This window comes from Kitasatospora sp. NPDC042419 (genome assembly GCF_056437345.1).
Genome location: NZ_JBWKAW010000009.1, coordinates 156712 through 179576, shown reverse-complemented (window position 1 = coordinate 179576; position 22865 = coordinate 156712). Strand labels below are relative to the sequence as shown.

Below are 22865 nucleotides of genomic sequence, written 5' to 3'. Positions count from 1 at the left end.
GATGTCATGATCATATTTACACCTCATTCGTTGAGATCCCCGCTCGATAGTGCGAGGCCGAGTGCGCCACCGACGCCAGGCAGGGCCGCCGGAGCGGGCGTCCACGAACGAGGTTCACTCCCGTCGCCCGACGGCGACGAAGGGCCGTCCGTCAGTCCTCGCGCCCCGCGCCGTCCAGGTAGGCGGCGCAACCCGCGAGGAGACCGCCCAGCACGATCATGCCCAGGTAGCCCGCCGTCTCGTGGCCGGCGGGGACCAGGTACCGCACGAAACCGAAGACGCGCAGGCCCCACAGATGGTCCGAGACGAGACCGCTGATGCCGCCGACAACGAGGACGAAGCTCACGAATCCGAGCAGGTTCTTCATGCCCGAGACGCTAGAGCGCCCGGCCGTCACCCGAATCCGACTTTCGGAGCGGCCGGCCGCCACCAAAGTCGCGCACACGAACGAGCACCGCCCGGAACACCTCACGGAACAGTGCCCCGGAGAGCACCGGCGCGGCGACGAGCGCCGGAGCTGCGGCCAGCACGAAGCAGAGGGGCAACGGAAGCTGACCGACCGCCAGGCCGACGGTCGCGGCGCCACCGGCCGAACCGGCGTTGAACGCGGTGTTCACCCAGGCGCCGGCCCGGGTGCGGGCGTCGGGCGCGACGGCCTCGTCCGCCACCAGGTAGGCCGTGGTGACGGTGGGTGAGACGAAGAGCCCCGCGAGCGCGACGGCGGCACCGAGCAGGGGAAGGCTCGGTGCGAGCCCCGCCGCGGCGAGCACCACCCCGAGGCCTGCGGTCAGCAGCGGCAGCCGGGCCGCGTTCGGCAGCGGCCGGTCGAGGGCGCCCAGCGCGAGGCCGCCGACGGCGCTGCCCGCCGAGAGTGCGGCCAGCACCCACCCGACCGCCTCCGGTCGGCCGTGCTGCTCGGCGAAGGCGACCACCATCAGATCGAGGGCGCCGAGCGCGAGGCCGGTCGCCGCGGCCGCGAGCACCGCGCGGTGCAGCAGTCCCCGGCCGCCCGGCCGGCCGTCCCGGGGGCCGCCTCCTCCTGCCGCCTCCCCGGCGGCCGCGGGCCCGCCCGACACCGGTACGGGTGCCGCCGGGTCGGGCACCGTCGACAGCGGCACGGCCGACTCCGGTACCGCCGGCTCCGGCACGGCCGGCTCCGGCACGGCCTCCACCGCTGCGGGCGGCACCGCCGCGGCCGACACCGGTACGGCCGACACCGGTACGGCCCGCGCAGCCGGAGCGGCGACCAGCAGCAGCGTCCCGGTGAGCACCAGCCCCGCCCCCACCGCCACGGCACCGCTCGGGCCGGTGACCGGGAGCAGCAGGCCGACCAGCAGCGGTCCGCTGACGAAGAGCAACTCCTCCGCGACCCCGTCCAGGCTGTAGGCGCGGCGGAGCAGCGCCGGGTCGGGCAGCAGCCGCCGCCAGAGCGTCCGCATGACCGGCCCGAGCGGCGGGGTGCAGGCCCCGGCGGCGACCACCAGGGTGCCGACGGTCAGCGGCCCCGCCCCCGGCCGCGCGGTGGCAGCGGCCACGGCGAGGAGCAGCACGGCGTACAGGCCGGCCATCGGCGGCAGGGCGCGCCGGGGGCCGTACCGGTCGACCAGGCCCGCCCGGGCCGGCGAGAGGAGGACGCTGGCCAGCGCGAACAGCGCCATGGCCGCACCGGCCGCCGGGTACGAGCCGGTGGTGTCCCGGACGGCGAGCAGCAGCGCCAGCGGGACCGTCCCGTAGGAGAGACGGCCGAGCAGCGCGGCGGCGAAGGTGCGGCGGGCGTGCGGGGCGCCGAGCACGGCGCGGTAGGAGGGGCGGCCGGACGGGGTGCGCGCGGGCGCGGGGGAAGACGTGGGCACGGTGGACGTTCCTCAAGGGGACCGGGCGGGGCGCGACGGCCCTCGGCCCGGGATGCGTACGGGGACACCGGAGCGCCGCGCCGGCTGGTGGGCGCGGTCGCGGCGGGTCGGTCACGCACGAGGAGCGAACATGGTCCAGAACCGTACCAGCCCCGCCGGGGGACGGCTGCTCCCGGGCACCACGGCGGGTGCGCGGGCGGCCCCGACGCGTCCGGGGCCGGGGCCCGGACGGAGCAGCGGGCAGGGCGGGGCGGCGAGCCCCCGGGTACGTTCGCGGTGTGCAGCAGAGGTCACTCCACGTCAGCAGACGTGCCCGCGCCGGGAGACCGGCAGCGGCGGGCGCCGTCGCCGCGCTGGTCCTCGCCGCCGGTTCGACGGCCGGGGCGCCCAGCGCCTTCGCGGCGTCCGCGGCGGCGCCCACCACGGCGACGCCCGCCCCGTCCGCGCGCCCGACCACGACGGCGCGCCCGACCGCGACGGCGCGCACCACGTCACCCGCCACGGCTTCGCCCACCGGGTCGGCTCGCAGCACCACCACGGCGCGCCCGACGTCACCCGCCACGGCAATACCCACGCGTACGGCCGCCGGCGGGCCCACGGCGCCCGCCGCGCCCGCACCGTCCACCGCCCCGGCACCGTCCACCCCACCAGCGGCACCCACCCCACCGGCGGCACCCACCGCGTCAGCGGCACCCGTCGCGCCGACCGCGCCCGTGCCGCGCACCGCCCCGGCCTCACCCACCGCCCCGGCCTCCGTCACCGCCCCGGCCTCTGTCACCGGAGTGCCCGCGGCGCCCGGAGCCGGTGCCGCGCAGGACGCGGCGGCCGTGGTCGGCGGTGAGCGGCTGGGCCGCACGGCCGTCCAGGTCGCCCCCCGTACCGGTGCGCCCGCGCTGCCCGCCGAGCTGACCGGGCGGTCGTGGCTGGTCGCCGACGCGGCCACCGGCGAGGTGCTCGCGGCCCGCAACGCGCACCTCCCGCTGCCGCCCGCCAGCACGCTCAAGATGCTCTTCGCCAACACCGTGCTGCCCAGGTTCGACCGTTCCCTGGAGCACCGGGTCACGCCGGCCGAGCTGGCGGAGCTCGGTGCGGGCAGCAGCCTGGTCGGGATCAAGGAGAACCTGCCGTACCGGGTCGAGGACCTCTGGCGGGGCGTCTTCCTCGCCTCCGGCAACGACGCCGTCCACGTGCTCGCCCACATGAACGGTGGGATCGCCAGGACCGTCGCCCAGATGCAGGACCGGGCCGCCGCCCTCCAGGCCCGCGACACCCGGGTCGTCTCGCCGGACGGCTACGACCAGGACGGGCAGGTCTCCTCGGCGTACGACCTCACGCTCTTCGCACGGGCCGGGCTGCGCAATCCCGACTTCCGCGCGTACTGCTCGACCCGCACCGCCCGCTTCCCCGGCGGGGTCGACAAGGCGACCGGCCGGCGCAGCTCCTTCGACATCGCCAACACCGACCGCCTGCTCGGCAAGTACCCCGGTCTGATCGGGGTGAAGAACGGCTACACCACCAACGCCGGTGCCACCTTCACCGGTGCCGCCGAACGCGGCGGGCGGACCCTCCTCGTGACGGTGATGCACCCGGAGCAGCAGAGCAAGGTGTACGACGAGGCGGCGGCGCTGCTGGACTGGGGGTTCGCGGCGGCGGGCAAGGTCGAGCCGGTCGGCCACCTCGTGGAGGAGGTGGGAGGCTCCTCCCCCGCCGAGGCCGGCGAGGCCTCCGGCGCCGCCGAGGCGCCCGCCACCGGCGTGCTGCCGCAGGCCATCCGGCAGGCCGACCACGCGCTGGGGCCGGCCGGGTGGACCGCCGTCACGCTGGGCGGGGTGCTGGCGCTCTGGGGGGCGGCCCGGGTCCGGTCCCGGCGGCGTCTGCACCCGAGGGCCGCCGCGGGCGCGTCGGTGTCGTCCCCGGTCCCGACGCCGACGGCGTTCGCCGAGCACCCCGGACACGACCGGTGGACCGCGTTCCCCCGCCCGGACGCGCCCGCGTACCCCGGCGCTCCCGGCGCCCCCGTCATCCCCTTGCCTCCGGGCACGCCCGCCCGCCCGCTCCTGCCTCCCCTGATCCCACCCGCCGTCACCCTGCCGGGCCGCTCGGCCCGCGCGGGCGCCACGGCGGTGGGAGGGAGGGCCTCCGGCGCGACGGCGGTCGGCGGCCGCGGGCGTCGCCGGCTCGCCCGCCGGGCCCGGGGGCTGGCCGTGTCGGCCCGGGTCCGGTTCGCCTCGGCCCGGAGCCGGCACTCGCCCTGACGCCGGCCCGGCGTCGGGCTCGACCCGGCGGTGGAGGCCGAGGTCCGCGGTGGCCGGCAGGCCGAGGACCCAAGGCGGCCGGGGGCCGAGCACGGCGGGTGGCCGCCTCCGGCAGCGGCGCTCCGGCCCCGCCGGACGGGGCCGGGTCCTCCGAACGGCCGAACGGCCGAACGACCGAACGGACCGGTCCGGCCCGCCCGGCCCCCGCGCGTCCGAGCCGCAGGACCGGATCGGGCGGGCCGCCCGGCGGCAACGGCACCGTCGCGGGCGGAGGGCCGCCGGTCCGGCCGTGCCCCGCCTCGCCCGGCCACCCGAGCCGGCCACCCGCGCCCGCACCCCCGGCCGCACCCCCGGCCGCACCCCGACCGACGCCCCACCGACGCCCGACCGACGCCCCACCGGATCGAACGCACGACCGACATGCGGCTCCCCTCGCCCGGTGTTCTGATGGCCCAGAGCCCGGCCCGGCCCGGCACCGCCCCGTCCGGCGGGGCGCGAAGAACGGAGCGACGGATGACCGACCTGCCCTTCGACGACACCACCGACTTCGAGAACGCCGACCGGGGCTTCCTCGGCGCCCTGTCCCCGGGCGTGGTCAAGGCCGCCGACGGCCGGGTGGTCTGGGACGGCGACGCCTACGACTTCCTCCGGGCCGACTGCCCGGACACCGTCCACCCGAGCCTCTGGCGGCAGTCCCAGCTGACCGCCCGACAGGGCCTCTACCAGGTCACCGACCGCGTCTACCAGGTACGCGGGCTGGACCTCTCCAACATGACGCTGATCGAGGGCGAGCGCGGGGTCGTCGTGATCGACCCACTGATCTCCGCCGAGACGGCCGCCGCCGCCCTCGCGCTCTACCGCACGCACCGGGGCGACCGCCCGGTCACCGGCCTGGTCTACACCCACTCGCACGGCGACCACTTCGGCGGCGCGCGCGGCGTCCTGCCGCACGGCACCGAGGAGGGCGTGCCGGTGATCGCACCGCACGGCTTCCTGGAGCACGCGGTCAGCGAGAACGTCTACGCGGGCAACGCGATGGTCCGCCGGGCCGGCTACATGTACGGCGACCACCTGCCGCGCGGTCCGGAGGGACAGGTCGGCATCGGCCTCGGCACGGCGACGTCCACCGGCACCATCACGCTCGTCCCGCCGACCGTCGACATCACCCGGACCGGCCAGGAGGAGACCGTCGACGGCGTGCGGATCGTCTTCCAGCTGACGCCCGGCACCGAGGCGCCGGCCGAGATGAACTTCCTCTTCCCCGAGCTGCGCGCGCTCTGCCTCGCCGAGAACGCCACCCACAACCTGCACAACGTCCTGACCCTGCGCGGCGCCGTGGTCCGCGACGCCCGCATCTGGGCCAGGTACCTGGACGAGGCGATCGAGTACTTCCACGGACAGTACGACGTCGCCTTCGCCTCGCACCACTGGCCCACCTGGGGCCACGACGACGTGGTCGACTTCCTCTCCCGGCAACGCGACCTCTACGCCTACCTGCACGACCAGACGCTGCGCCGGCTCAACGACGGCCTGACCGGTCCCGAGATCGCCGAGGAGCTCCGGCTGCCGCCCGCCCTGGAACGCAGCTGGCACGCCCGCGGCTACTACGGTTCGCTCAGCCACAACGTCAAGGCGGTCTACCAGCGCTACCTGGGCTGGTACGACGGCAACCCGGCGCACCTGTGGGAGCACCCGCCGGTCGAACTGGCCAAGCGCTACGTCGAGGTTGCGGGCGGCGCGGCCGTCGCGCTCGCCAAGGCCCGCGGCTACGCCGAGGCCGGGGACCACCGGTTCGCGGCCACGCTGCTCAACCACATCGTCTTCGCCGAGCCGGACGCCACCGCGGCCAGGGAGGAACTGGCGGCCGTCTACACCGTGCTCGGGCACGGCGCCGAGAACGCCACCTGGCGGAACTTCTACCTCACCGCCGCGCTCGAACTGCGCTCGGGAGCCGGCCGCGCGCCCTTCGACGTGACCAACCCCGAGATGGTGTCGGCGCTCACCGTGGAGATGCTGATCGACTCGGTGGCCCTGCGGATCGACGGCCCGCGCGCGTGGGACGAGCGGCTCACCGTGGACCTGGTGCTCACCGACGAGCAGCGCCGCTACCGCCTGACCCTGCAGAACGGCGCGCTCACCCACCGCGCCGCACAGCTCGACCGGGCGCCGAGGACACCCGCCGGGCTCACCCTCACCCTCACCAAGCCGCAGCTGCTCGGTGTGCTGGCGGGGCGGGAGCCGGACGGGATCACCGCGGAGGGCGACCCGGCGCTGATCGGCCGGCTGCTCGGACTGACCACCCGGCCGGACCAGGGGTTCCCGATCGTCACGCCCTGAGCGCGGCGCGGACGGGAGGCGGCACCCGCCCCGGCGCCCCGGCCGGCCCCGGCGCCGCCTCCCGTCCCCGACCGGCCCCGGTCGGCCCCGGTCGGCCACCCGGCCGTCACCGCCTCGACGCGAGTCCCAGCTGGTCGGCGCCCTAGAATTCCCGCCATGAGCGCCCCCACCCCGCAGTCCGGCCCGAACGACCCGCAGGACCCGGCTGCCCCGCAGGAGCCGTCCGGCCCGCAGGACCAGGCCACCCCTCAGGACCAGGCCACCCCTGAGGACCAGGCCACCCCTGAGGAGCCGACTGCCCCGCAGGAGCCGTCCGAGCGGAAGCAGCAGCGGCTCGAACGCCTGGTCGGCCTCTCCGCCGGGAGCTACCTCCTGGTCACCACGTACAAGAAGGACGGCACCACCGTGGCGACCCCGGTCTGGGTGGTGCGGGACGGCGAGGCGCTCGGCGTCTGGACCGTCACGGACTCCTGGAAGGTCAAGCGGATCCGCAACCGCGCCGACGTCCTGGTCGGCCCCTGCGACGTGCGCGGCAACCCGACCGGCGAGCAGTACCCGGCCACCGCCGAGATCCTCGGCCCCGAGCGCACCGCCGCCTACCGGACGCTGCTGCGGCAGAAGTACGGCCTGCTCGGTGTCGTCACCGTGCTCGGGAGCCGGCTGCGGCGCGGCGAGCGCGGCACGGTCGGCATCCGGATCACGCTCGCCGACTGACGGAGACGGGCCCCCGCGGGCGCCGGCGCACCCCGACCGGCACGGTCCCGGCCGGTACTCCACCGGCCGCCACCCCTCCGTTCCTCCGCCCCCTACGCCCCTCCACCCTCTCGACCCCTTCCACCCCCCTCCGCTCCACCCGCCCCACCCGCCACGGGCCGCTCTCCCCGCACCTCCTGACACCCCGGCCGGGCCGGGGACGCACACGGACGATCCGTCGGGCGCAGGACGGCCGAACTGTTCTCCCCCCGTACGTCTGGCCGTTCGCCGCAGCGCGCGGTATGGCACGGGTGACGCTGCTAGAACACACAGCGCCCGACCATCAACCGCTCGCTCGTCAGGAGGACGCCCATGCGGCGAACCGATCGAGTCCGGCTCCGCGCACTGGCGGTGGCATCCGCCGCCGCCGTCGTGGGAGCGCTCCTCGCGCTTCCGGCCGGCACCGCGCAGGCGGTGTCCGCGGACATCGTGATCAGCCAGGTGTACGGCGGTGGCGGCAACTCCGGCGCCCAGTACGCCAACGACTACATCGAGCTGTACAACCGGGGCTCCGCACCGGTCTCCGTCACCGGCTGGACCGTCCAGTACGCCTCGGCGGCCGGGTCCTCGTGGGCGAGGACCACGCTGACGGGCACCATCGCCCCCGGGAAGTACTTCCTCGTCCAGGAGGCGGCGGGGGCCGGCGCCGGGGCCGCCCTGCCGACGCCGGACGCGACCGGCACGCTGGCCCTGAGCGCCACCACCGGCAAGGTCGCGCTGGTCACCAACGGCACCGCGCTGACCTGTTCCTCGGGCTGCGCCACCCAGCCGGGCGTGAAGGACTTCGTCGGCTACGGGTCGAGCGCCAGTTCCGCCGAGGGCTCGCCGACCGGCAACCTCGCCAACACCACCGCCGCGCTGCGGGCCGGCGGCGGCGCCACCGACACCGACAGCAACGCGGCCGACTTCGCCGTCACCGCGCCCGCCCCGCGCAACTCCTCCTCCGGCGGCGGCACCGGCGGCACCCGGATACGCGACGTCCAGGGCGCCGCCCGCACCTCCCCGAAGGCCGGACAGACGGTCGGCGCCGTGCCCGGCGTCGTCACCGCGGCCGGCCCGAGCGGCTTCTGGTTCCAGGACCCGCAGCCCGACGCCGACCCGGCCACCAGCGAGGCCGTCTACGTCTACACGGCCGGCGCGCCGGGCGTCGCCGTCGGCGACTCGGTGACGGTCGGCGGCACGGTGAGCGAGTTCCGCCCGGGCGGCACCGGGGGCACCACCAACCTCACCGTCACCGAACTGACCGCGCCGAGCGTCACCGTCCTCGCCCACAACACGGCGCTGCCCGCCGCCACCCTGGTCGGCGCCGGTGGCCGGGTGCCGCCGGCCGCGGTGATCTCCAGCGTCACGACCGGCAACGCCGAGACGGCGGGCGGCTTCCAGCCGGCCACCGACGGCCTCGACTTCTGGGAGTCGCTGGAGGGCATGCGGGTCAGGCTCGACAACGCCGCCGTGGTCGGCCCGACCAGCTCGTTCGGCGAGGTCCCGGTCGTCCCGCAGGGCTCCACCACCCGCACCAACCGGGGCGGCATCCTCCTCCAGGCCGCCGACGGCAACCCCGAGCGGGTCATCCTCGACGACGTGCTCGCCCCCTCACCGAGCGCCAAGGTCGGCGACACCCTCTCCGGCTCCACCGTCGGCGTCCTCGACTACTCCTTCGGCAACTTCAAGCTGCTGGCCACCGCGACCCCGACGGTCGCCCCCGGCGGGCTCACCGCGGAGACCACCGCCGCACCGGCCGCCGGCGAGCTGGCCGCGGCGACCTTCAACGTCGAGAACCTCTCCCCGAACGACCCGCAGAGCAAGTTCGACGGCCTCGCCGCGGCCGTCGTCGCCAACCTCCGCTCGCCCGACCTGGTCGCCCTGGAGGAGATCCAGGACAACAACGGCGCCACCGACAACGGCACCGTCGCCGCCGACCAGACCCTCGCCCGGCTGACCGCCGCCATCTCCGCGGCGGGCGGCCCGTCCTACTCCTACCGCCAGATCAACCCGGTGAACGACCAGGACGGCGGCGAGCCCGGCGGCAACATCCGCCAGGTGTTCCTCTACCGCACCGACCGGGGCCTGAGCTTCACCGACCGCCCGGGGGCCGGCTCCACCACCGCCAACTCCGTGGTGAACGGCGGCGGCGTCCCCTCCCTCGCCTACTCCCCCGGCCGGATCGACCCGGGCAACCCGGCCTTCAACGCCAGCCGCAAGCCGCTGGCCGGCGAGTTCCGCTGGAACGGCCGCCCCGTCTTCGTGATCGCCAACCACTTCAACTCCAAGGGCGGCGACCAGCCCCTCTTCGGCCGCTACCAGCAGCCGACCCGGCCGTCCGAGACCCAGCGGCACGCCCAGGCCACCGTGGTGAAGTCCTTCACCGACCAGCTCCTCGCCGTCGACCCCGACGCCTCGGTGATCGTCCTCGGCGACCTCAACGACTTCGAGTTCTCCCAGACCGCCGACCTCCTCACCGCGGGCGGCTCCCTGGTCGACCTCCCCCGCACCCTCCCGACCGCCGAGCGCTACACCTACGTCTACGAGGGCAACTCCCAGGTGCTCGACCACATCCTGGTCTCCCCCTACCTCGCCGCCAGGCCCTACGGCTACGACATCGTCCACCTCAACAGCGAGTTCCCCACCCAGCTCAGCGACCACGACCCCCAGGTCGTCCGCATCCCCCTGCCCTGACCCTCCCCGCCCTCCCACTGCCCGCCGCCCCCGCTGCCCCCGCTGCCCCCGCTGCCCCGGCACCGCGCCATGGTGCCGGGGCAGCGGCGTGCGCGCGGGCGCCCGCGGTGCCCGGGCGGCCGACGAAGGGGTGTGATCCCGGTCGATTAGGGGTGTACGGGAACTGATCGGGCCGGGGGGACGACTGGTGGGGGGTGAGTGGGATGTCGCCGGGTAGCCGGCCGTTGAGTGTGCTGGCGGGGTTCGCCCTGCTGCTGGTGGTGGTGTTCGTGGTGGCCTTCGCCGTGGGGCGGGGGGCCGGGCCCGTGACGCCCGGGCTGACGCCCGGCGGGGGCGGGGGCGGCAAGCCCGGGATGGGGCACGACATGGGAGCGGGCCGGTGAAGGCCGTGGTGGAGAGCGCCGGGAGCGGGGACACCGGCGCGCCGGTGAGCACCGACCTGGCCGTCGGCGGGATGACCTGCGCGGCCTGCGTGAGCCGCGTGGAGAAGCGGCTGGCCCGGATCGAGGGGGTGACCGCCGGGGTCAACCTGGCCACCGGGCGGGCGCGGGTGCTGCACCCGGCCGGGGTCGGTGTCGAGGAGTTGGTGGCGGCGGTCGAACGGGCCGGGTACACGGCCGAGTTGGCGCCGGACGGGCTCTCCGCGGCAGGCCCTGACCCGGACGATTCCGGCGAGCGGTGGCGACTCCTGGTCACGGCGCTGCTGGCCGTGCCGGTCGTGGTGCTGTCGATGGTGCCGTCGCTGCAGTTCGACGCCTGGCAGTGGGTCTGCTCCGTGCTGGCGCTGCCGGTGGTGACCTGGGGATCGGCCGGGTTCCACCGGCGGGCCTGGCAGGGGCTGCGGCACGCGGCGGCGACCATGGACACCCTGGTGAGCCTCGGCGTGGTGGCGTCGTTCGGCTGGTCCGCGTACGCGCTGCTGTTCGGCGGGGCGGGCGAGATCGGCATGCGGATGCCGTTCTCGCTGACCGCGGACGGCGGCGGCACCGCGCACGTCTACCTGGAGGCGGCCGTCGGGGTGCCGCTGTTCGTGCTGGCCGGGCGGCTGCTGGAGGGGCGGGTGCGGCGGCGTACCGGTTCGGCGCTTCGGGCGCTGGCGGAGCTGGGCGCCAAGGAGGTCTGCGTCCGCGACCCGGAGACCGGTGAGGAGCAGCTGCTGCCGATCGAACAGCTGCTCCCCGGCCGGGAGTTCGTGGTCCGGCCGGGCGAACGGGTGGCCACCGACGGCGTGGTGGTGGAGGGCAGCTCGGCGCTGGACCTGAGCCTGCTGACCGGCGAGTCGGTGCCGGTGGAGGTCGGCCCGGGCGACGTGGTGGCGGGTGCCACCGTGAACGTCGGCGGCGCCCTGGTGGTGCGGGCGACGGCGGTCGGCGCGGACACCCAACTCGCCCGGATCACCGCCCTGGTGGCCGACGCGCAGGCCGGGAAGGCGCGGGCCCAGCGGCTGGCGGACACGGTCGCCGGGGTGTTCGTCCCGTGCGTGCTGACGGTGGCGGTCTGCGTACTGGGGTTCTGGCTCGGCGCCGGGGCCGACCCGCAGGCGGCGGTGACGGCGGCGGTCGCCGTCCTCGTCGTGGCCTGCCCGTGCGCGCTGGGCCTGGCCACACCGACCGCGCTGCTGGCCGCGACCGGCCGGGGCGCCGAACTGGGCGTGCTGGTGCGCGGCCCGGAGGTGCTGGAGAGCCTGCGGCGGATCGACACCGTGGTGCTGGACAAGACGGGGACACTGACCACCGGCCGGATGGAGCTCGCGGCAGTGGCCGTGGCCCCGGACGCGGGGGTCGACGAGGACCAGGTGCTCCGGCTCGCAGGAGCCGTCGAGCACCGGTCGGAGCACCCGATCGGCAGGGCTGTCGTGGGGGCGGCCCGCGAGCGGTGTGGCTCCGAACCCCTCCCGGCGGTGGCCGACTTCACGGCCACCGCCGGAGTGGGGGTGGCCGGCACGGTGAAGGGGCGGCGGGTCCGGGTGGTCCGCCCGGACGACGCGGCGGGCCCGCTGCCGGCCGGCCTGGTGACGGCGCTGGAGGAGGCCGCAGCGGCCGGGCGGACACCGGTGGTCGTGGAGCTGGACGGGCGGGCGGTGGCCGTCCTCGCGGTCGGCGACACACTGCGCTCGGGCAGTTGGCGCGCGCTGCACCGGCTGCGCGGGATGGGCCTGGAACCCGTCCTGCTGACCGGCGACGGCCCCGGTGCGGCCCGTGCGGTGGCGGGCGAACTGGGCATCGAGCGGGTGCACTTCTCGGCCTCGCCGGAGCGCAAGGCCGAGGTGGTGGCCGAGTTGAGGGCCGCCGGACGGACCACGGCGGTGGTCGGCGACGGCGTCAACGACGCGGTCGCGCTCGCCTCCGCGGACCTCGGGGTGGCGCTGGCCTCGGGGAGCGACGCGGCGATCGGCGCGGCCGGGCTGACCCTGGTGCGCGGGGACATCGAGGCGGTGGTGGACGCCGTCCGCCTGGCCCGGCGCACGCTGGGCACGATCCGGGTCAACCTGCTGTGGGCGTTCGGCTACAACGTGGTGCTGATCCCGCTGGCGGCGGTCGGGCTGCTGAACCCGATGCTGGCGGCGGTGGCGATGTCGCTGAGTTCGCTGCTGGTGGTGGGGAACAGCCTGCGGCTGCGGACCTGGCGCCCCGGCCGGGGCGGCTCGGACGCGCGCGGTGGCGCCTCGCCGGGCGGCGGGCGGCGCCCGGCCCGGGCGGGACGCTCGACGCGGGCGGGCGCGGGCACGGGGGCCGCGCGGTGAACGACGGCGCGGTGGACGACGGCGCGGTGAACGAGGACGCGGTGGACGAGGGTGCAGTGAGCGAGGGCGCGGTGCACGGAGGCGCGGTCGTCGAGGGCGCGGTCGTCGAGGGCGCGGCGAGCGTCAGCGCGGCGAGCGGGGCACGGCCACGGTCGCGGCCGGGGCGGGTGTCGGAGCGGCTTGGGCGCGTCCCCGAGCGGCTGAAGGTGGCCGGCCCGCCGGTCGCGGCGGCCGCGGTGGCGCTGGCGCTGCTCTCCGGGTGGACGGCGGTCGGCGGAGCCGGGCGGCCGCAGCCGGTGGAGGCCGGACCGGGCTGGCTGCTGCTGCCGACGACCGGCGGGGCGACGGCGACCGCCGCGTTCTTCACGGTCCGCAACCCCGGCGACATACCGGACGAACTCACCGGAGCCAGTTGGGAGTTCGGCGGCAAGGTGACGCTGAAGCGGCACCTCCACCAAGGGGCCTCCGGCCGGTGGGAGCCGGTCGCCGCGCTGCCCGTACCGGAGCGCGGCGAACTGGTGATGTCGCCGGAGGACGCCGACCTGATGATCACCAACCCGCCGGCGCTCACGGTCGGCCAGTGGGTGGAGTTCACGCTCGCCTTCCGCAACAGCCCCGAGCTGCGGGTGAAGGCGGAGGTCGTCAGGCCGGGCGGGCGGCGCAGCGGCTGAGACCGGAAGGGCGGCGGTCGCCCGCAGCAGGAGCCCGGTGGCCGGGCCGTCCGCATCGAGGGGCGACGGCCCGGCCACCGACCTGCGGGACCGCTCGGCGGCCTTGCGCGGGCAGACGACCGGCGCCTCCCCCGCAGCGGGGCGGTCGGCGTCCCCCGTCGCCGGGACTCGCCGCCCCGGTGCCGCTGCTCACTCCGCCCGCGCCCCCGGCACGGCCGTCGCGTCGAGGACGTCCTCGACCGGCCGGCGCGGTGTGGCCGCCCCGGGCGGGCCGTAGCCGATCCGCATCACCAGCTGGACGTGTCCGGGCCCCTCGGCCGGGTCGCGCAGGCCCCAGCGGAGGTCCGGCCACTCGACGGGCTGGTGCCAGACCGTCAGCCGCACGCCGTGCACGGTGGCCAGCAGCCAGACGCGTTCCAGCGCCTGTCCGGCGCGCAGCCAGTCGGCCGGACCGTCCCCGGGGGTCGTGAGGGTGCACAGCTGGGGCAGCGCCTCGAACCGCTGGGACGGCTGCGGCGGCCCGTCGTGGTACGGCGGCCGGCCGGCGAACTCGCGCATCGGCACCCGTGCGTCGTGGTCCTGCGGGCCCAGCGCGCCGTACGGGATGCCGTCGACGGCCCGGTCCGGCGAGCCGGGCTCGGGGTCGGACCGGAGCCAGGAACGGGTCTCCGCGCGCCGGGCCGGGTCGTGGGCGATCCGGTCCTCGGCCTCGGCGGTGAGCTCCAGCACCTGGCGCACCCCGGCCTCCTCCAGGGCGGCGAACGCCACGCCCTCGTCGCGAGCGGCCGCGACCAGCTCGGCCAGCACCGCCTCGGGCACGTCCCGGTTGATGAACGGCTGACGGCTGGAGTGGCGTTCGGCGATCGCGGGATAGAGGTCGCGCCCGAACGGCCCGGCGGCGGAGGCGACGCCGCGAGCCGGGGCGGCAGGGGCGGCGCCGGGAGCCGCGGGGGCGGCAGGGGCGGCGAGGTCGAGGACGGCCACCAGGTGCGGGTCGGCCGGGTCCGGGAGCAGCCGGACGACCGGCTCGCGGCCCAGTCGGACGGCGGCGACCCGCAGGTTGAACAGGGCCGCTCCGACCGCGACGTACAGCGCGGAGCCGTTGGCGTCGGCGAGCGGGACCGCACGGGCGGGGTCGGCGTGCACCTCGACACCGCACCCGTCCGGGGTCGGGCGGAACCGCCACGGCTGGCTGTTGTGCAGCGAGGGGGCCGCACCGCCGGCGACGGCGAGCGACCGCAGGTCGGCCGGGGTGAGGGCGGACTCGGTCATGGTGATCCTCTCCTTGCCTCGTCGCCTCGTCCCGGCGGAGCCGCCGCGCGGGCGGGACGGCCGGTCGGGACGGCTGCTACTCCGAGCCTGCGCCCGGACGTCGGCCGGACGGCAGGGTCCAACGGCCCGGGTCCACCCGGGCCCGCCCGGACCCGCCGTGCCCCCGCGCCCGCCCGTTCCCACCCGCGCCCGCACGGCGAGCCGCGAACGACGTGATCGGACGAGCGGGCAAACGGACGAGCGGGTAACCGGACGAGCGGGCCGAGCGGGGGCCTCCCCCTGACCGTCGCCGGTCGCGGGCGGGCGCCGCGCCCCGTCAGTCGTGCGGCACCACCGCGACCGGCGCATGGGCGTGGTGCAGCACCGCGTGCGCGACCCGTCCGAGGCGGGGCCCGAAGTCGTGCGGGCGGCGACGGCGGCCGACCACCACCAGTCCGGCCCCGGCCGAGTCCTCCACCAGGGTCCGGGCGGCGCCGAGCCTGACCTGCTCGACGACCTCCGTCTCCGGGTGCCGCTCCCGGTGCGCCGCCAGAGCGGCCGCCAGCGCCTTCTCCTCCCCCGCCTGGAGCTGAGCCATCTCGGTACCGGACGGCAGGAAGCCGACCACCGCGAAGGCGGGCGGGAGGTCCCACCCGTGCACCGCACGGACCCGGGCGCCGCGCAGCTCGGCCTCACGGAAGGCGAAGGCGAGCACCGCGTCGCTGGGCGCGCCCGCGTCCACGCCGACCACCACCTCGGGGAGGGCCGGGGGGAGGGCCCCGGGAACGGCCCGGACGACGGCCTCGGCCTCGGGCGCGTCACCCGTCGGCCGGACGACCACCACCGGCGCGGCCGCCCGGGCGGCGACCGCCATGCTCACCGAACCGACCAGCAGCCCGGCGAAGCCGCCCAGACCGCGCGAGCCGAGAACGAGCAGGCCCGCGTCCTCGGCGGCGGCCACCAGGCCGTCCACGGCGGCGTCGAGCACCACGTCGGTGTGGACGGTCACCCCGGGGTGGCGCTCGCGGACCTCGTCCGCCGTCCCCGCGAGCATCCGCTGGGCGGCGACCGGCAGGTCGTCCGCGTCGGCGAACGCGGCCCGGCCGTCGGTGAGCCACGGCCAGGCGTGCACCAGGCGCAGCGGGGCGCCGCGCCGCCGGGCCTCCTCGGCGGCCCAGTGGGCGGCCGCGGTGCTCTCGGGCGATCCGTCGACTCCGGCCAGAACAGGGGGCGTCATGGGAGGTTCCTCTCCGCGCGTCGTCCCGCTCGCCACCCGCCGGGGTCCGCTTCCGGTCCCCCACAGGTCGGCCACGGGTCCGCTGCGTGCCGCTGGTGCCGTACGGCGGCCGGCCGACTGCCGGACGGCTGCCGGGCGGTACGGTCTGACGCACCGTCCGCCGTCTCCCACCCTGGCCGAGCGGCCGGGCGGCGGGCCAGGGGCCGCAGGGCCCGCGCCGCAGGGCCATAGGTCCCTGGGCAGGGCCGGAAGCACGGCCATGACCACCCCGGGGTGCCGCACGGGTACCGGTGGGCACTAACGTGAATCCGACAATCCGCCCGGTCCGGCGAACCAAGGAACCGACGAACCGACGACCGGTGGCGGAATCGGACCGGGCTGGACAGAACGACGAGGAGGACGCCGGTGAACGGCGCGGAAGGTACGCGGACGGGCACCGGCGGAGACGACGACGCACCCCCGGTGGGCTGCGGCCGGGCCGCCGCCGGTGCCACAGCCCCCGGTGCGCCCGCCGCACCCGGCGCTCCCCAGCGCCCGGCCGGCACCGGCGCCACCGGAATCACCCGTGCCACCGGAGTCGCCGGAACGACCGGAACGACCGGAACGACCGGAACGACCGACGGTGCCGCCGCCCCGGCCCCGGACGCGCCCCGGACGCGCGGCGCCGGCGCACGGATACCGCAGCTGCGCCTGGACGAACTGCTGGAGGAGCTCCAGTGGCGGATCGACGCGGCACGCGGCACCCGCGACCGGGTGCACAGCCTGCTGGAGGCGGTGCTCGCGGTCGGCCGCGAACTGGACCTCGCCCAGGCCCTGCACCGGATCGTCGAGGCCGCCGCCGACCTGGTCGACGCCCGGTACGCGGCGCTCGGCGTGATCGGCGCCGACGGGCACTCGCTGTCCCAGTTCCTGACGGTGGGCCTGACCACGGAGGAGATCGACGCGATCGGCCCGCTGCCGTCCGGACACGGCATCCTCGGGGAGCTGATCCGCGACCCGCGGCCGCTGCGCTGCCCGGTGCTCTCCGACCACCCCGCGTCGGTCGGCTTCCCGCCCAACCACCCGCCGATGCACACCTTCCTGGGGGTGCCGGTACGGGTGCGCGGCGAGGTGTTCGGCAACCTGTACCTCACCGACAAGCGCGGCGGCCTGGACTTCGACGCCGACGACGAGGCGGTCATCTCGACGCTCGCGGTCGCCGCCGGCGTGGCCATCGACAACGCCCGGCTGTACGAGGAGGCCCAGCGCCAGCAGCGCTGGCTGCGGGCGAGCGCCGAGATCACCCGCAGCCTGCTCTCCGGCGCACCGCGGCTGGAGGTCGTGGAGCTGATCGCGCGGCGGGCCCGGGAGATCGCCGGCGCCGAGCTGGCCGACGTCTCGGTGGCGCTCGCCGGGCCGGGCGAGCGCGCGGCCGAGCTGACCGTCGAGGTCGCGCTGGGCGGCCGGCCGCAGGCCCGGCTCGGGGTGACCGTCCCGGTGGACGGCACGCTCTCCGGCGCCGCGTACGCCTCCGGCTCGCCGGTGACCAGCGACGAGCTGGAGCACGACGGACGGTTCCCGGCCGGTCCGGCCGGGCGGTTCACCGGGCTCGGGCCGGCGGTCGCGGTGCCGCTGGGAACCGGCGAGGGGTTCGGGCGCGGTGTGCTGCTGCTCGCGCGGGAGAGCGGGCGGTCGCCCTTCACCGCCGAGGAGACCGGCCCGCTGCTGGGCTTCGCCGACCAGGCCGCGCTCGCCCTGGAGCTGGCCGAACGGCGCCGCGACGCCGAGCAGTTGACGCTGCTCGAAGACCGCGACCGGATCGCCCGGGACCTCCACGACCTGGCCATCCAGCGGCTCTTCGCCACCGGCATGACACTGCAGAGCGCCGGCCGCCTGATCGAGAGCCAGAGCGCGGCGGACCGGGTCAGCCGGGCGGTCGCGGACCTGGACGAGACGATCAAGATCATCCGCTCCACCATCTTCGGCCTGCGCGCCCACAGCGAGCCCGACCGGGGTCTGCGCGCCCGCGCCACCCGCGCCGTCGGCGAGGCCCAGGCCACCCTCGGCTTCGCCCCACGGCTCAGCATGGAGGGCCTGCTCGACACCGACGTGCCGCAGGACCTGGCCGAGCACGTCATGGCCGTCCTCGGCGAGGCTCTCAGCAACGTCGCGCGGCACGCCCGGGCGAGCCGGGTCGAGGTCGCCCTGCGCGCGCTCGGCGGCCGGGTCGAGCTCACCGTCACCGACGACGGCGTGGGCGTCCCCGCCGGGGGCCGGCGCAGCGGCCTGCGCAACCTGGCCGAACGCGCCGAGCGGACCGGCGGCACCTTCGAGCTGCGCCCGGCGGAGAGCGGGGGGACGGCGCTGCACTGGGAGGCCCCGCTGGGGGTATAGGGCGCCGTCCCGACCCCCGGAAGGGCCCCGCGACGGCGGACGGGCCCTGCCCGGGCGGGGCCGCCGTCGGACCGTGCCCGGGCCCTTGGGTACGGGGCCGCCGTCGGGCTCCGTGCTCGGCCGGGCCGCGGTCAGACGGGGTCGGCGGTCAGGTGCCGGCCGACGATCAGTTCCGCACCGATCCGGATCTCCACCCGGCCCGGACCCGGCTCCTGCTCCCGTTCCTGGCCATGCTCGCGCCCGCGCCCCGGCCCGTGCTCCCGCTCCCGCTCCCGCGCCGGGCGGCGGACCTCCGCGCGGCCCAGAACGGTCACGCACCAGCCGGTGCCGTCGGCGCCGTCCACCTCGTCGGCCTCGAACGCGATCACCGCACCGTCCACCGCCCGCGCCAGCTCGGAACCCGCGTCCGCCGACAGCAGCACGCCGCCGCCCGCGTCCATCCGGAACCGCACCGGAAGGACCGCCGGCAGCGCGCCGACCGTGTAGACGACGCGCCCCACCTCGGTGCCGCCCAGCAGTTCCAGTGCCCGGGCCGCGTCGAGATCCCGCGAGCCGCTCGGCCGCGGCCTGCCGGACGGTTCGGCCTGCGCGGCCGGGGCTTCAGGATCGACGTTCATGCGAGCGATGGTCGCTCGCCGGACCCGGGCGGGGCGAGGGCCGATGGTCCCGCCGAGGGTCCCGTCCGGGCCCCGTCGGACGTCCCGGCGACCGTCCCCGTCCGACGTCCCGGCCGCCCCCCACCGCGGGCCCACCGGGCCGGCGGGCGCACACGGATCGCTTTGCCGAAGCAGTCGACGCGCGGGACAATGGTGGTGAACGGGACCATCTGCGCGCGGAAGCACGCCGCAGGGAGGACACGTCATGGCGACCAAGATAATTGACGTCACGTTAGCCACCATGCGCAACGCGGGCCCCGACAGCGTAGCGCCGAAGGGGGCCCTCAACGCCCGGACCGTGCGCGCCGTGGACGACGAGCAGATCTTCGAGTCCGGGAACCTCTACCGGAGACTGTCCGGACAGCCCGTGCACCCGAGCGGGGCGACCCACATCCCGCCGGGCCAGAGCCTCACCTTCAACGTCACTCGGCGGCTCTCGGTCTCCCACTTCGAGGCGGAGACCGCAGGGCACCTCAACCAGATGCTGATATTCAGCAACGACCTCACCGAGGACATCGTGGTGAGCGGAACGCTCCACGCCAACCAGGTGTACCAGGGCAGCTTCAACCGCAAGGTCCGCTTCGACGAGATCGACGGGTTCACCACGGTCTCCTGCGACTACAACGTCATTCTCGGCGGTGACTTCGCCGCCAAGATCATCGTGGTGTACACGGTGAACCTCGTGTCCTCGTCCGGGTAGCCGGACGCGCCGCGCCGGACGCGCCGCGCCGGCGGCCGCGGGGCGGGTTCAGCCGCGCAGCACACCGCCGTGGACGCGCGGGTGGTGGGCCGACTGGGCGGCGGACTGGCGCAGTTCGGTGGCGATCAGCGCGGCCTGCACGCGCCGCTCCACGCCGAGCTTGGCGAGCAGGCGCGAGACGTGGTTCTTCACCGTCTTCTCGGCCAGGTAGAGCCGCTCGCCGATCTGCCGGTTGGTCAGCCCCTCGCCGATGAGTGCCAGCACCTCCTGCTCGCGCGCGGTCAGCTCCGGTCCCCCGGTGGACGGCCGGGCCGGCTCGGCCTCGCTGCGGAGGCGGTTCAGCAGGCGGGTGGCGGCACCCGGGTCGAGCATCGACCGCCCGGAGGCCACGGTCCGGACGGCGGCCACCAGGTCGGTCCCGCTGATCTGCTTCAGCACGTACCCGGAGGCGCCCGCCATGACGGCGTCGAGGAGCGCCTCCTCGTCGTCGAAGGACGTGAGCATCAGGCAGGCCAGGTCGGGCATCCGGGAACGCAGCTCGCGGCAGACGGCCACGCCGTCGCCGTCGCCGAGGCGGACGTCCAGGACGGCGACGTCGGGGCGCAGCGCGGGGACGCGGACCAGGGCCTGCTCGGCGGTGGCGGCCTCGCCGACCACCTCCAGGTCCGGCTCGCAGTCCAGCAGGTCGTGCACGCCGCGGCGCACCACCTCGTGGTCGTCCAGCAGGAACACCCTGACCGGTGCCGGCGTCTCGGTACCGGTCGTCTCGCTCGCCATGTCGCGGCTCCACCTTCTCCACGCCCGGCACACCACACGCCGGGTCCACCGCATCATGCCCCACCGTCCGGCGGCCGCCCAGGGCCGAACGGCCCCATTCCCCGGGGGAGCCGGTGGCCGGCGGCCGCGCGGACCGGCGTCCCCGGCGGGGCCCGCCGCGCCGGGGCCCGGGCCACCGGCTCCCCGAGGGGGCCGGGTCAGGCGCGGCAGCGCAGCATCTCCAGCGGCGGGTTGGCGCGGAGGTCCGCCCAGAAGTCCTCGCCGAACTCACGCACGCCGGCGTCCGAGACGTCGAGCGGCACCCAGGTGAGCTCGCCGAACCCTGCCGCCCGCAGGCACGTCTCGTACACCTCGCGGCGGGGCGGGGTGCTGACGAACGAGATCGGCGGATCGAGGAGCGCGGTGACCCTCACCCGCGGTCCGAGCTCGGATTCCCCGCCCACCGGCTCGCAGAGGAAGCCGTACTTGGCCAGGGACGGACCGTCGAGCCGGAAGTCGGGGCTCTGCATGAAGACGAAGAAGCCGGCCCCGTCCGCGAGGCTGCGGTGGATGTTCCGGCACATCCGCTCGACGGTGGCGATGTCCTCGGCGTAGTTGAACAGTTGGACCGCGGTCGCGACGTCGAAGCGCTCGTCGAAGGTACGCAGTTCGGCGACGTCGCCGACCTCGTACCGCACGCCCAGCGGCTCGCGGACCTCCAGTGCCCGGGCCGCGTCGACCATCACGCCGGAGATGTCGACGCCGAGCACACGGGATGCGCCGCGGCGCTTGAACTCCCGGCTGTAGAAGCCGGTTCCGGAGGCCAGGTCGAGGACCGACCTGCCGCGCACGTCGCCGACGAGGGCGAGGAAGCCGGGCACTTCCGCGTAGCGGGCGAGCGGGAGGGTCTTGAAGCCCTCGAACGCCTCGCCGATCCCGTCGTACAGCTGCGTGTCCATCGTGCCGTCCTTCCGTCTGCCGTGCTGTGCCGTTCCGTTCCGATCCGCGCCGGTTTCCGGGTGCGGTCCGCGGCCCGCGGCCCGCGGCCGTGTGACCGTGCCGCGGACTCCCCTGCCGACAGTCTGCTCCGCCCCGGCCGAGGGCCGTACTGGAAGAACGCACAGCGCACGGGTGCCGGCTGCGGTGCGGTACTGGCCGTTCCGCTCCTGTGCGCGGCCGGGTACCGGGTGCTCCACGGAGACCGGTCCCACGCCCCGTCGGCCCGTGGCCGGGGACCCGGGCCGGAAACCCCTGAGACCCCCGAGCCGCTCGTGCGGCCGTCGGCGCTCGGCGCTCGGCGCTCGGCGGTCGTCCGTGAACTCCCGGGCTGTCGACGCTCGTTGCGGCGGACGAGGCCACACCTTCCCCGGCTCGGCCACCGCGGTCGCCCCGCCGTCCGGCCCCGGACGGCGGGGCGACCGGACCGGACAGTCCCTAGCCCGCCGCGATCGCGGCGAGCAGCCGTTCCGCGGCGCCGAAGGCGATCGCACTGTCGAGCGGGTTGGAGTAGCTACGCGACCAGGTGATCAGTCCGTCCCGGACGCGGGCGAACATCACCATGTCGAACGCGAACCGCTTCCCGGTCGCCAGGACGTGGCCGTGGATGCGGTACTCGACGACGACGAGTTCGGGATCACCCGTCTCGTGGACGGCCACCCGGTCCGCGCTCTCGAACTTCTGCACCGTGGCGCCGCGTTGGAGGTGGAGCCGGAAGGCCTCCCGGCCCGGCTCCTGGTCGGGCACGCCCGGCATCAGGTAGGGCAGCTCGAAGGGGGCGTCCGCGGTGAACAGGTCCGCCGCCGCCTCGTTGGGACCGTCGGCCATCAACCGGACGAAACTCTCCAGGACTTCGCGCGGTGCGGCAGTGGTCATGGGACACCCCTCTCGACACGACCGGGGCGGTTCCCCCGGTGTCGCGCCCGAACATACGGGGCGGCGACTCCGCATTTCAATGTCCGCTCACTGACATCGACTTGATCGACCGTCAGGTGATCCGCGAACGCGCCGGAGCCCGCGCGCCGCAGGGACCGGCAGCGCCTCAGGGGCGGTGCCGCCGGGCGTCGCCGAGGCCGATGAGCAGGAAGGCCGTCGAGACGGCGACCGCGCTGCCCGTGGCGGCGGCCAGCCGGGGGGCGAGCGGGCCGCCGCCGGACAGCAGGATGGAGGCGGCGCCGAGCGAGGCGACCGCCAGGCCGACCACCAGCCAGCCGAGCAGGGCACGGGCGGACGCTCGGGGGGAGCGCGGCGCCTGGTCCGGCTCCCGGCCCCGGTCCGGGTCGAGCAGGGCCCAGCGGGCGGTGTCCTCACGCCGCTCGGCCCGGCTCTGCAGGTGGGCACGGACCCGCAGGACGACGCCGGCGACCAGGCCGGCCAGCGCGATCCGGGCGGCGGGCTGCCAGTCGGGGACGACCAGCAGCAGGACGCCGGCCAGGGCGAGGCCGGCCCACCAGACCACGCAGGCGGCAGCGCCGGTGCGGGCCGAGCGCGGGCGGTCGTCGCCCGCCTGCAGGTCGGCGATGGCGGGCAGGTACCAGACGCAGCCGGACGCGGTGGTCGCGGCGGTGCCGATGGCCAGAACGGTGTGGGACATGTTCCGTGCGCTCC

19 protein-coding genes are annotated in these 22865 nt (G+C 76.3%); 10 read left to right on the top strand and 9 right to left on the bottom strand.

Translation table 11 applies throughout. From position 1 onward, the window contains the following. Positions 1-151: 151 nt before the first annotated feature. Together AC067J_RS19645 and AC067J_RS19640 are read right to left on the bottom strand one after the other, a co-directional pair. Positions 152-367, bottom strand: a complete 216-nt coding sequence (locus tag AC067J_RS19645) for a hypothetical protein (protein WP_478300804.1) — start codon at positions 365-367, stop codon at positions 152-154. 10 nt (positions 368-377) lie between these two features. Continuing rightward, positions 378-1853, bottom strand: a complete 1476-nt coding sequence (locus tag AC067J_RS19640) for an MFS transporter (RefSeq protein ID WP_478300802.1) — start codon at positions 1851-1853, stop codon at positions 378-380. 130 nt (positions 1854-1983) lie between these two features. Between AC067J_RS19640 and AC067J_RS19635 the strand changes: the two genes are divergently transcribed. From AC067J_RS19635 to AC067J_RS19600, 8 genes are all read left to right on the top strand, one after another. Next, positions 1984-2694 (top strand): hypothetical protein, encoded by a 711-nt coding sequence (locus AC067J_RS19635; RefSeq protein WP_478300800.1) that lies wholly within the window; start codon positions 1984-1986, stop codon positions 2692-2694. After that, a complete protein-coding gene (locus tag AC067J_RS19630; RefSeq protein WP_478300798.1) occupies positions 2636-4108 on the top strand; it encodes a D-alanyl-D-alanine carboxypeptidase family protein in 1473 nt (490 codons plus the stop codon). The genes AC067J_RS19635 and AC067J_RS19630 overlap by 59 nt, the downstream gene beginning before the upstream one ends. A gap of 513 nt (positions 4109-4621) precedes the next feature. Further along, positions 4622-6445 carry an alkyl/aryl-sulfatase gene (locus AC067J_RS19625; RefSeq protein ID WP_478300796.1) on the top strand — a complete coding sequence of 608 codons (1824 nt, stop codon included), beginning with the start codon at positions 4622-4624 and terminating at the stop codon, positions 6443-6445. A gap of 342 nt (positions 6446-6787) precedes the next feature. Next, a complete protein-coding gene (locus tag AC067J_RS19620) occupies positions 6788-7159 on the top strand; it encodes a PPOX class F420-dependent oxidoreductase (RefSeq protein ID WP_478300992.1) in 372 nt (123 codons plus the stop codon). Positions 7160-7510: 351 nt separating this feature from the next. Then, entirely contained in the window at positions 7511-9874 is a 2364-nt protein-coding gene (locus tag AC067J_RS19615) for a lamin tail domain-containing protein (RefSeq protein WP_478300795.1), read from the top strand. Between the two features lie 203 nt (positions 9875-10077). Next, positions 10078-10257 carry a hypothetical protein gene (locus AC067J_RS19610; protein WP_478300793.1) on the top strand — a complete coding sequence of 60 codons (180 nt, stop codon included), beginning with the start codon at positions 10078-10080 and terminating at the stop codon, positions 10255-10257. Positions 10258-10328: 71 nt separating this feature from the next. Then, positions 10329-12617, top strand: a complete 2289-nt coding sequence (locus AC067J_RS19605) for a heavy metal translocating P-type ATPase (protein ID WP_478300990.1) — start codon at positions 10329-10331, stop codon at positions 12615-12617. Next, the gene (locus AC067J_RS19600; RefSeq protein WP_478300792.1) at positions 12614-13288 is read left to right on the top strand and encodes a copper chaperone PCu(A)C; all 675 of its coding nucleotides are present in this window, start codon (positions 12614-12616) and stop codon (positions 13286-13288) included. The genes AC067J_RS19605 and AC067J_RS19600 overlap by 4 nt, the downstream gene beginning before the upstream one ends. Before the next feature lie 189 nt (positions 13289-13477). On the opposite strand, the gene AC067J_RS19595 is transcribed toward AC067J_RS19600, so the two are convergent. After that, positions 13478-14560: an Acg family FMN-binding oxidoreductase gene (locus AC067J_RS19595; RefSeq protein ID WP_478300790.1), complete on the bottom strand. Its 1083-nt coding sequence runs from the start codon at positions 14558-14560 to the stop codon at positions 13478-13480. A 316-nt stretch (positions 14561-14876) separates the two neighbouring features. Then, on the bottom strand, positions 14877-15776 hold the full coding sequence (locus AC067J_RS19590) for a universal stress protein (protein ID WP_478300788.1): 900 nt from the start codon (positions 15774-15776) through the stop codon (positions 14877-14879). A gap of 675 nt (positions 15777-16451) precedes the next feature. On the opposite strand from AC067J_RS19590, the gene AC067J_RS19585 reads away from it, so the two are divergent. After that, complete coding sequence (locus AC067J_RS19585; protein ID WP_478300988.1) at positions 16452-18149, top strand: sensor histidine kinase; 1698 nt, start codon at positions 16452-16454, stop codon at positions 18147-18149. A gap of 131 nt (positions 18150-18280) precedes the next feature. Here the strand turns inward: AC067J_RS19585 and AC067J_RS19580 are convergent, their stop codons facing one another. Further along, on the bottom strand, positions 18281-18766 hold the full coding sequence (locus AC067J_RS19580) for a pyridoxamine 5'-phosphate oxidase family protein (protein ID WP_478300786.1): 486 nt from the start codon (positions 18764-18766) through the stop codon (positions 18281-18283). A gap of 244 nt (positions 18767-19010) precedes the next feature. Between AC067J_RS19580 and AC067J_RS19575 the strand changes: the two genes are divergently transcribed. Continuing rightward, complete coding sequence (locus AC067J_RS19575; protein WP_478300784.1) at positions 19011-19505, top strand: hypothetical protein; 495 nt, start codon at positions 19011-19013, stop codon at positions 19503-19505. 48 nt (positions 19506-19553) lie between these two features. Here AC067J_RS19575 and AC067J_RS19570 read toward each other — a convergent pair whose 3' ends face one another. The 4 genes from AC067J_RS19570 to AC067J_RS19555 form a co-directional block, all read right to left on the bottom strand. Beyond that, positions 19554-20282 carry a response regulator gene (locus AC067J_RS19570; RefSeq protein WP_478300782.1) on the bottom strand — a complete coding sequence of 243 codons (729 nt, stop codon included), beginning with the start codon at positions 20280-20282 and terminating at the stop codon, positions 19554-19556. Between the two features lie 197 nt (positions 20283-20479). After that, positions 20480-21220 carry a class I SAM-dependent methyltransferase gene (locus AC067J_RS19565; RefSeq protein ID WP_478300780.1) on the bottom strand — a complete coding sequence of 247 codons (741 nt, stop codon included), beginning with the start codon at positions 21218-21220 and terminating at the stop codon, positions 20480-20482. Positions 21221-21695: 475 nt separating this feature from the next. After that, positions 21696-22133, bottom strand: a complete 438-nt coding sequence (locus AC067J_RS19560) for a nuclear transport factor 2 family protein (protein ID WP_478300778.1) — start codon at positions 22131-22133, stop codon at positions 21696-21698. A 166-nt stretch (positions 22134-22299) separates the two neighbouring features. Then, positions 22300-22851, bottom strand: a complete 552-nt coding sequence (locus tag AC067J_RS19555; protein WP_478300776.1) for a hypothetical protein — start codon at positions 22849-22851, stop codon at positions 22300-22302. Between the last annotated feature and the right edge of the window lie 14 nt (positions 22852-22865).

Excerpts from the sequence above, each read along its gene's own strand:
- AC067J_RS19645 (WP_478300804.1), bottom strand. The coding sequence starts at position 367 with ATGAAGAACCTGCTCGGATTCGTGAGCTTCGTCCTCGTTGTCGGCGGC.
- AC067J_RS19635 (WP_478300800.1), top strand. The coding sequence starts at position 1,984 with ATGGTCCAGAACCGTACCAGCCCCGCCGGGGGACGGCTGCTCCCGGGC.
- AC067J_RS19625 (WP_478300796.1), top strand. The coding sequence starts at position 4,622 with ATGACCGACCTGCCCTTCGACGACACCACCGACTTCGAGAACGCCGAC.
- AC067J_RS19615 (WP_478300795.1), top strand. The coding sequence starts at position 7,511 with ATGCGGCGAACCGATCGAGTCCGGCTCCGCGCACTGGCGGTGGCATCC.
- AC067J_RS19610 (WP_478300793.1), top strand. The coding sequence starts at position 10,078 with ATGTCGCCGGGTAGCCGGCCGTTGAGTGTGCTGGCGGGGTTCGCCCTG.
- AC067J_RS19605 (WP_478300990.1), top strand. The coding sequence starts at position 10,329 with ATGACCTGCGCGGCCTGCGTGAGCCGCGTGGAGAAGCGGCTGGCCCGG.
- AC067J_RS19595 (WP_478300790.1), bottom strand. The coding sequence starts at position 14,560 with ATGACCGAGTCCGCCCTCACCCCGGCCGACCTGCGGTCGCTCGCCGTC.
- AC067J_RS19590 (WP_478300788.1), bottom strand. The coding sequence starts at position 15,776 with ATGACGCCCCCTGTTCTGGCCGGAGTCGACGGATCGCCCGAGAGCACC.
- AC067J_RS19580 (WP_478300786.1), bottom strand. The coding sequence starts at position 18,766 with ATGAACGTCGATCCTGAAGCCCCGGCCGCGCAGGCCGAACCGTCCGGC.
- AC067J_RS19575 (WP_478300784.1), top strand. The coding sequence starts at position 19,011 with ATGGCGACCAAGATAATTGACGTCACGTTAGCCACCATGCGCAACGCG.
- AC067J_RS19570 (WP_478300782.1), bottom strand. The coding sequence starts at position 20,282 with ATGGCGAGCGAGACGACCGGTACCGAGACGCCGGCACCGGTCAGGGTG.
- AC067J_RS19565 (WP_478300780.1), bottom strand. The coding sequence starts at position 21,220 with ATGGACACGCAGCTGTACGACGGGATCGGCGAGGCGTTCGAGGGCTTC.
- AC067J_RS19560 (WP_478300778.1), bottom strand. The coding sequence starts at position 22,133 with ATGACCACTGCCGCACCGCGCGAAGTCCTGGAGAGTTTCGTCCGGTTG.
- AC067J_RS19555 (WP_478300776.1), bottom strand. The coding sequence starts at position 22,851 with ATGTCCCACACCGTTCTGGCCATCGGCACCGCCGCGACCACCGCGTCC.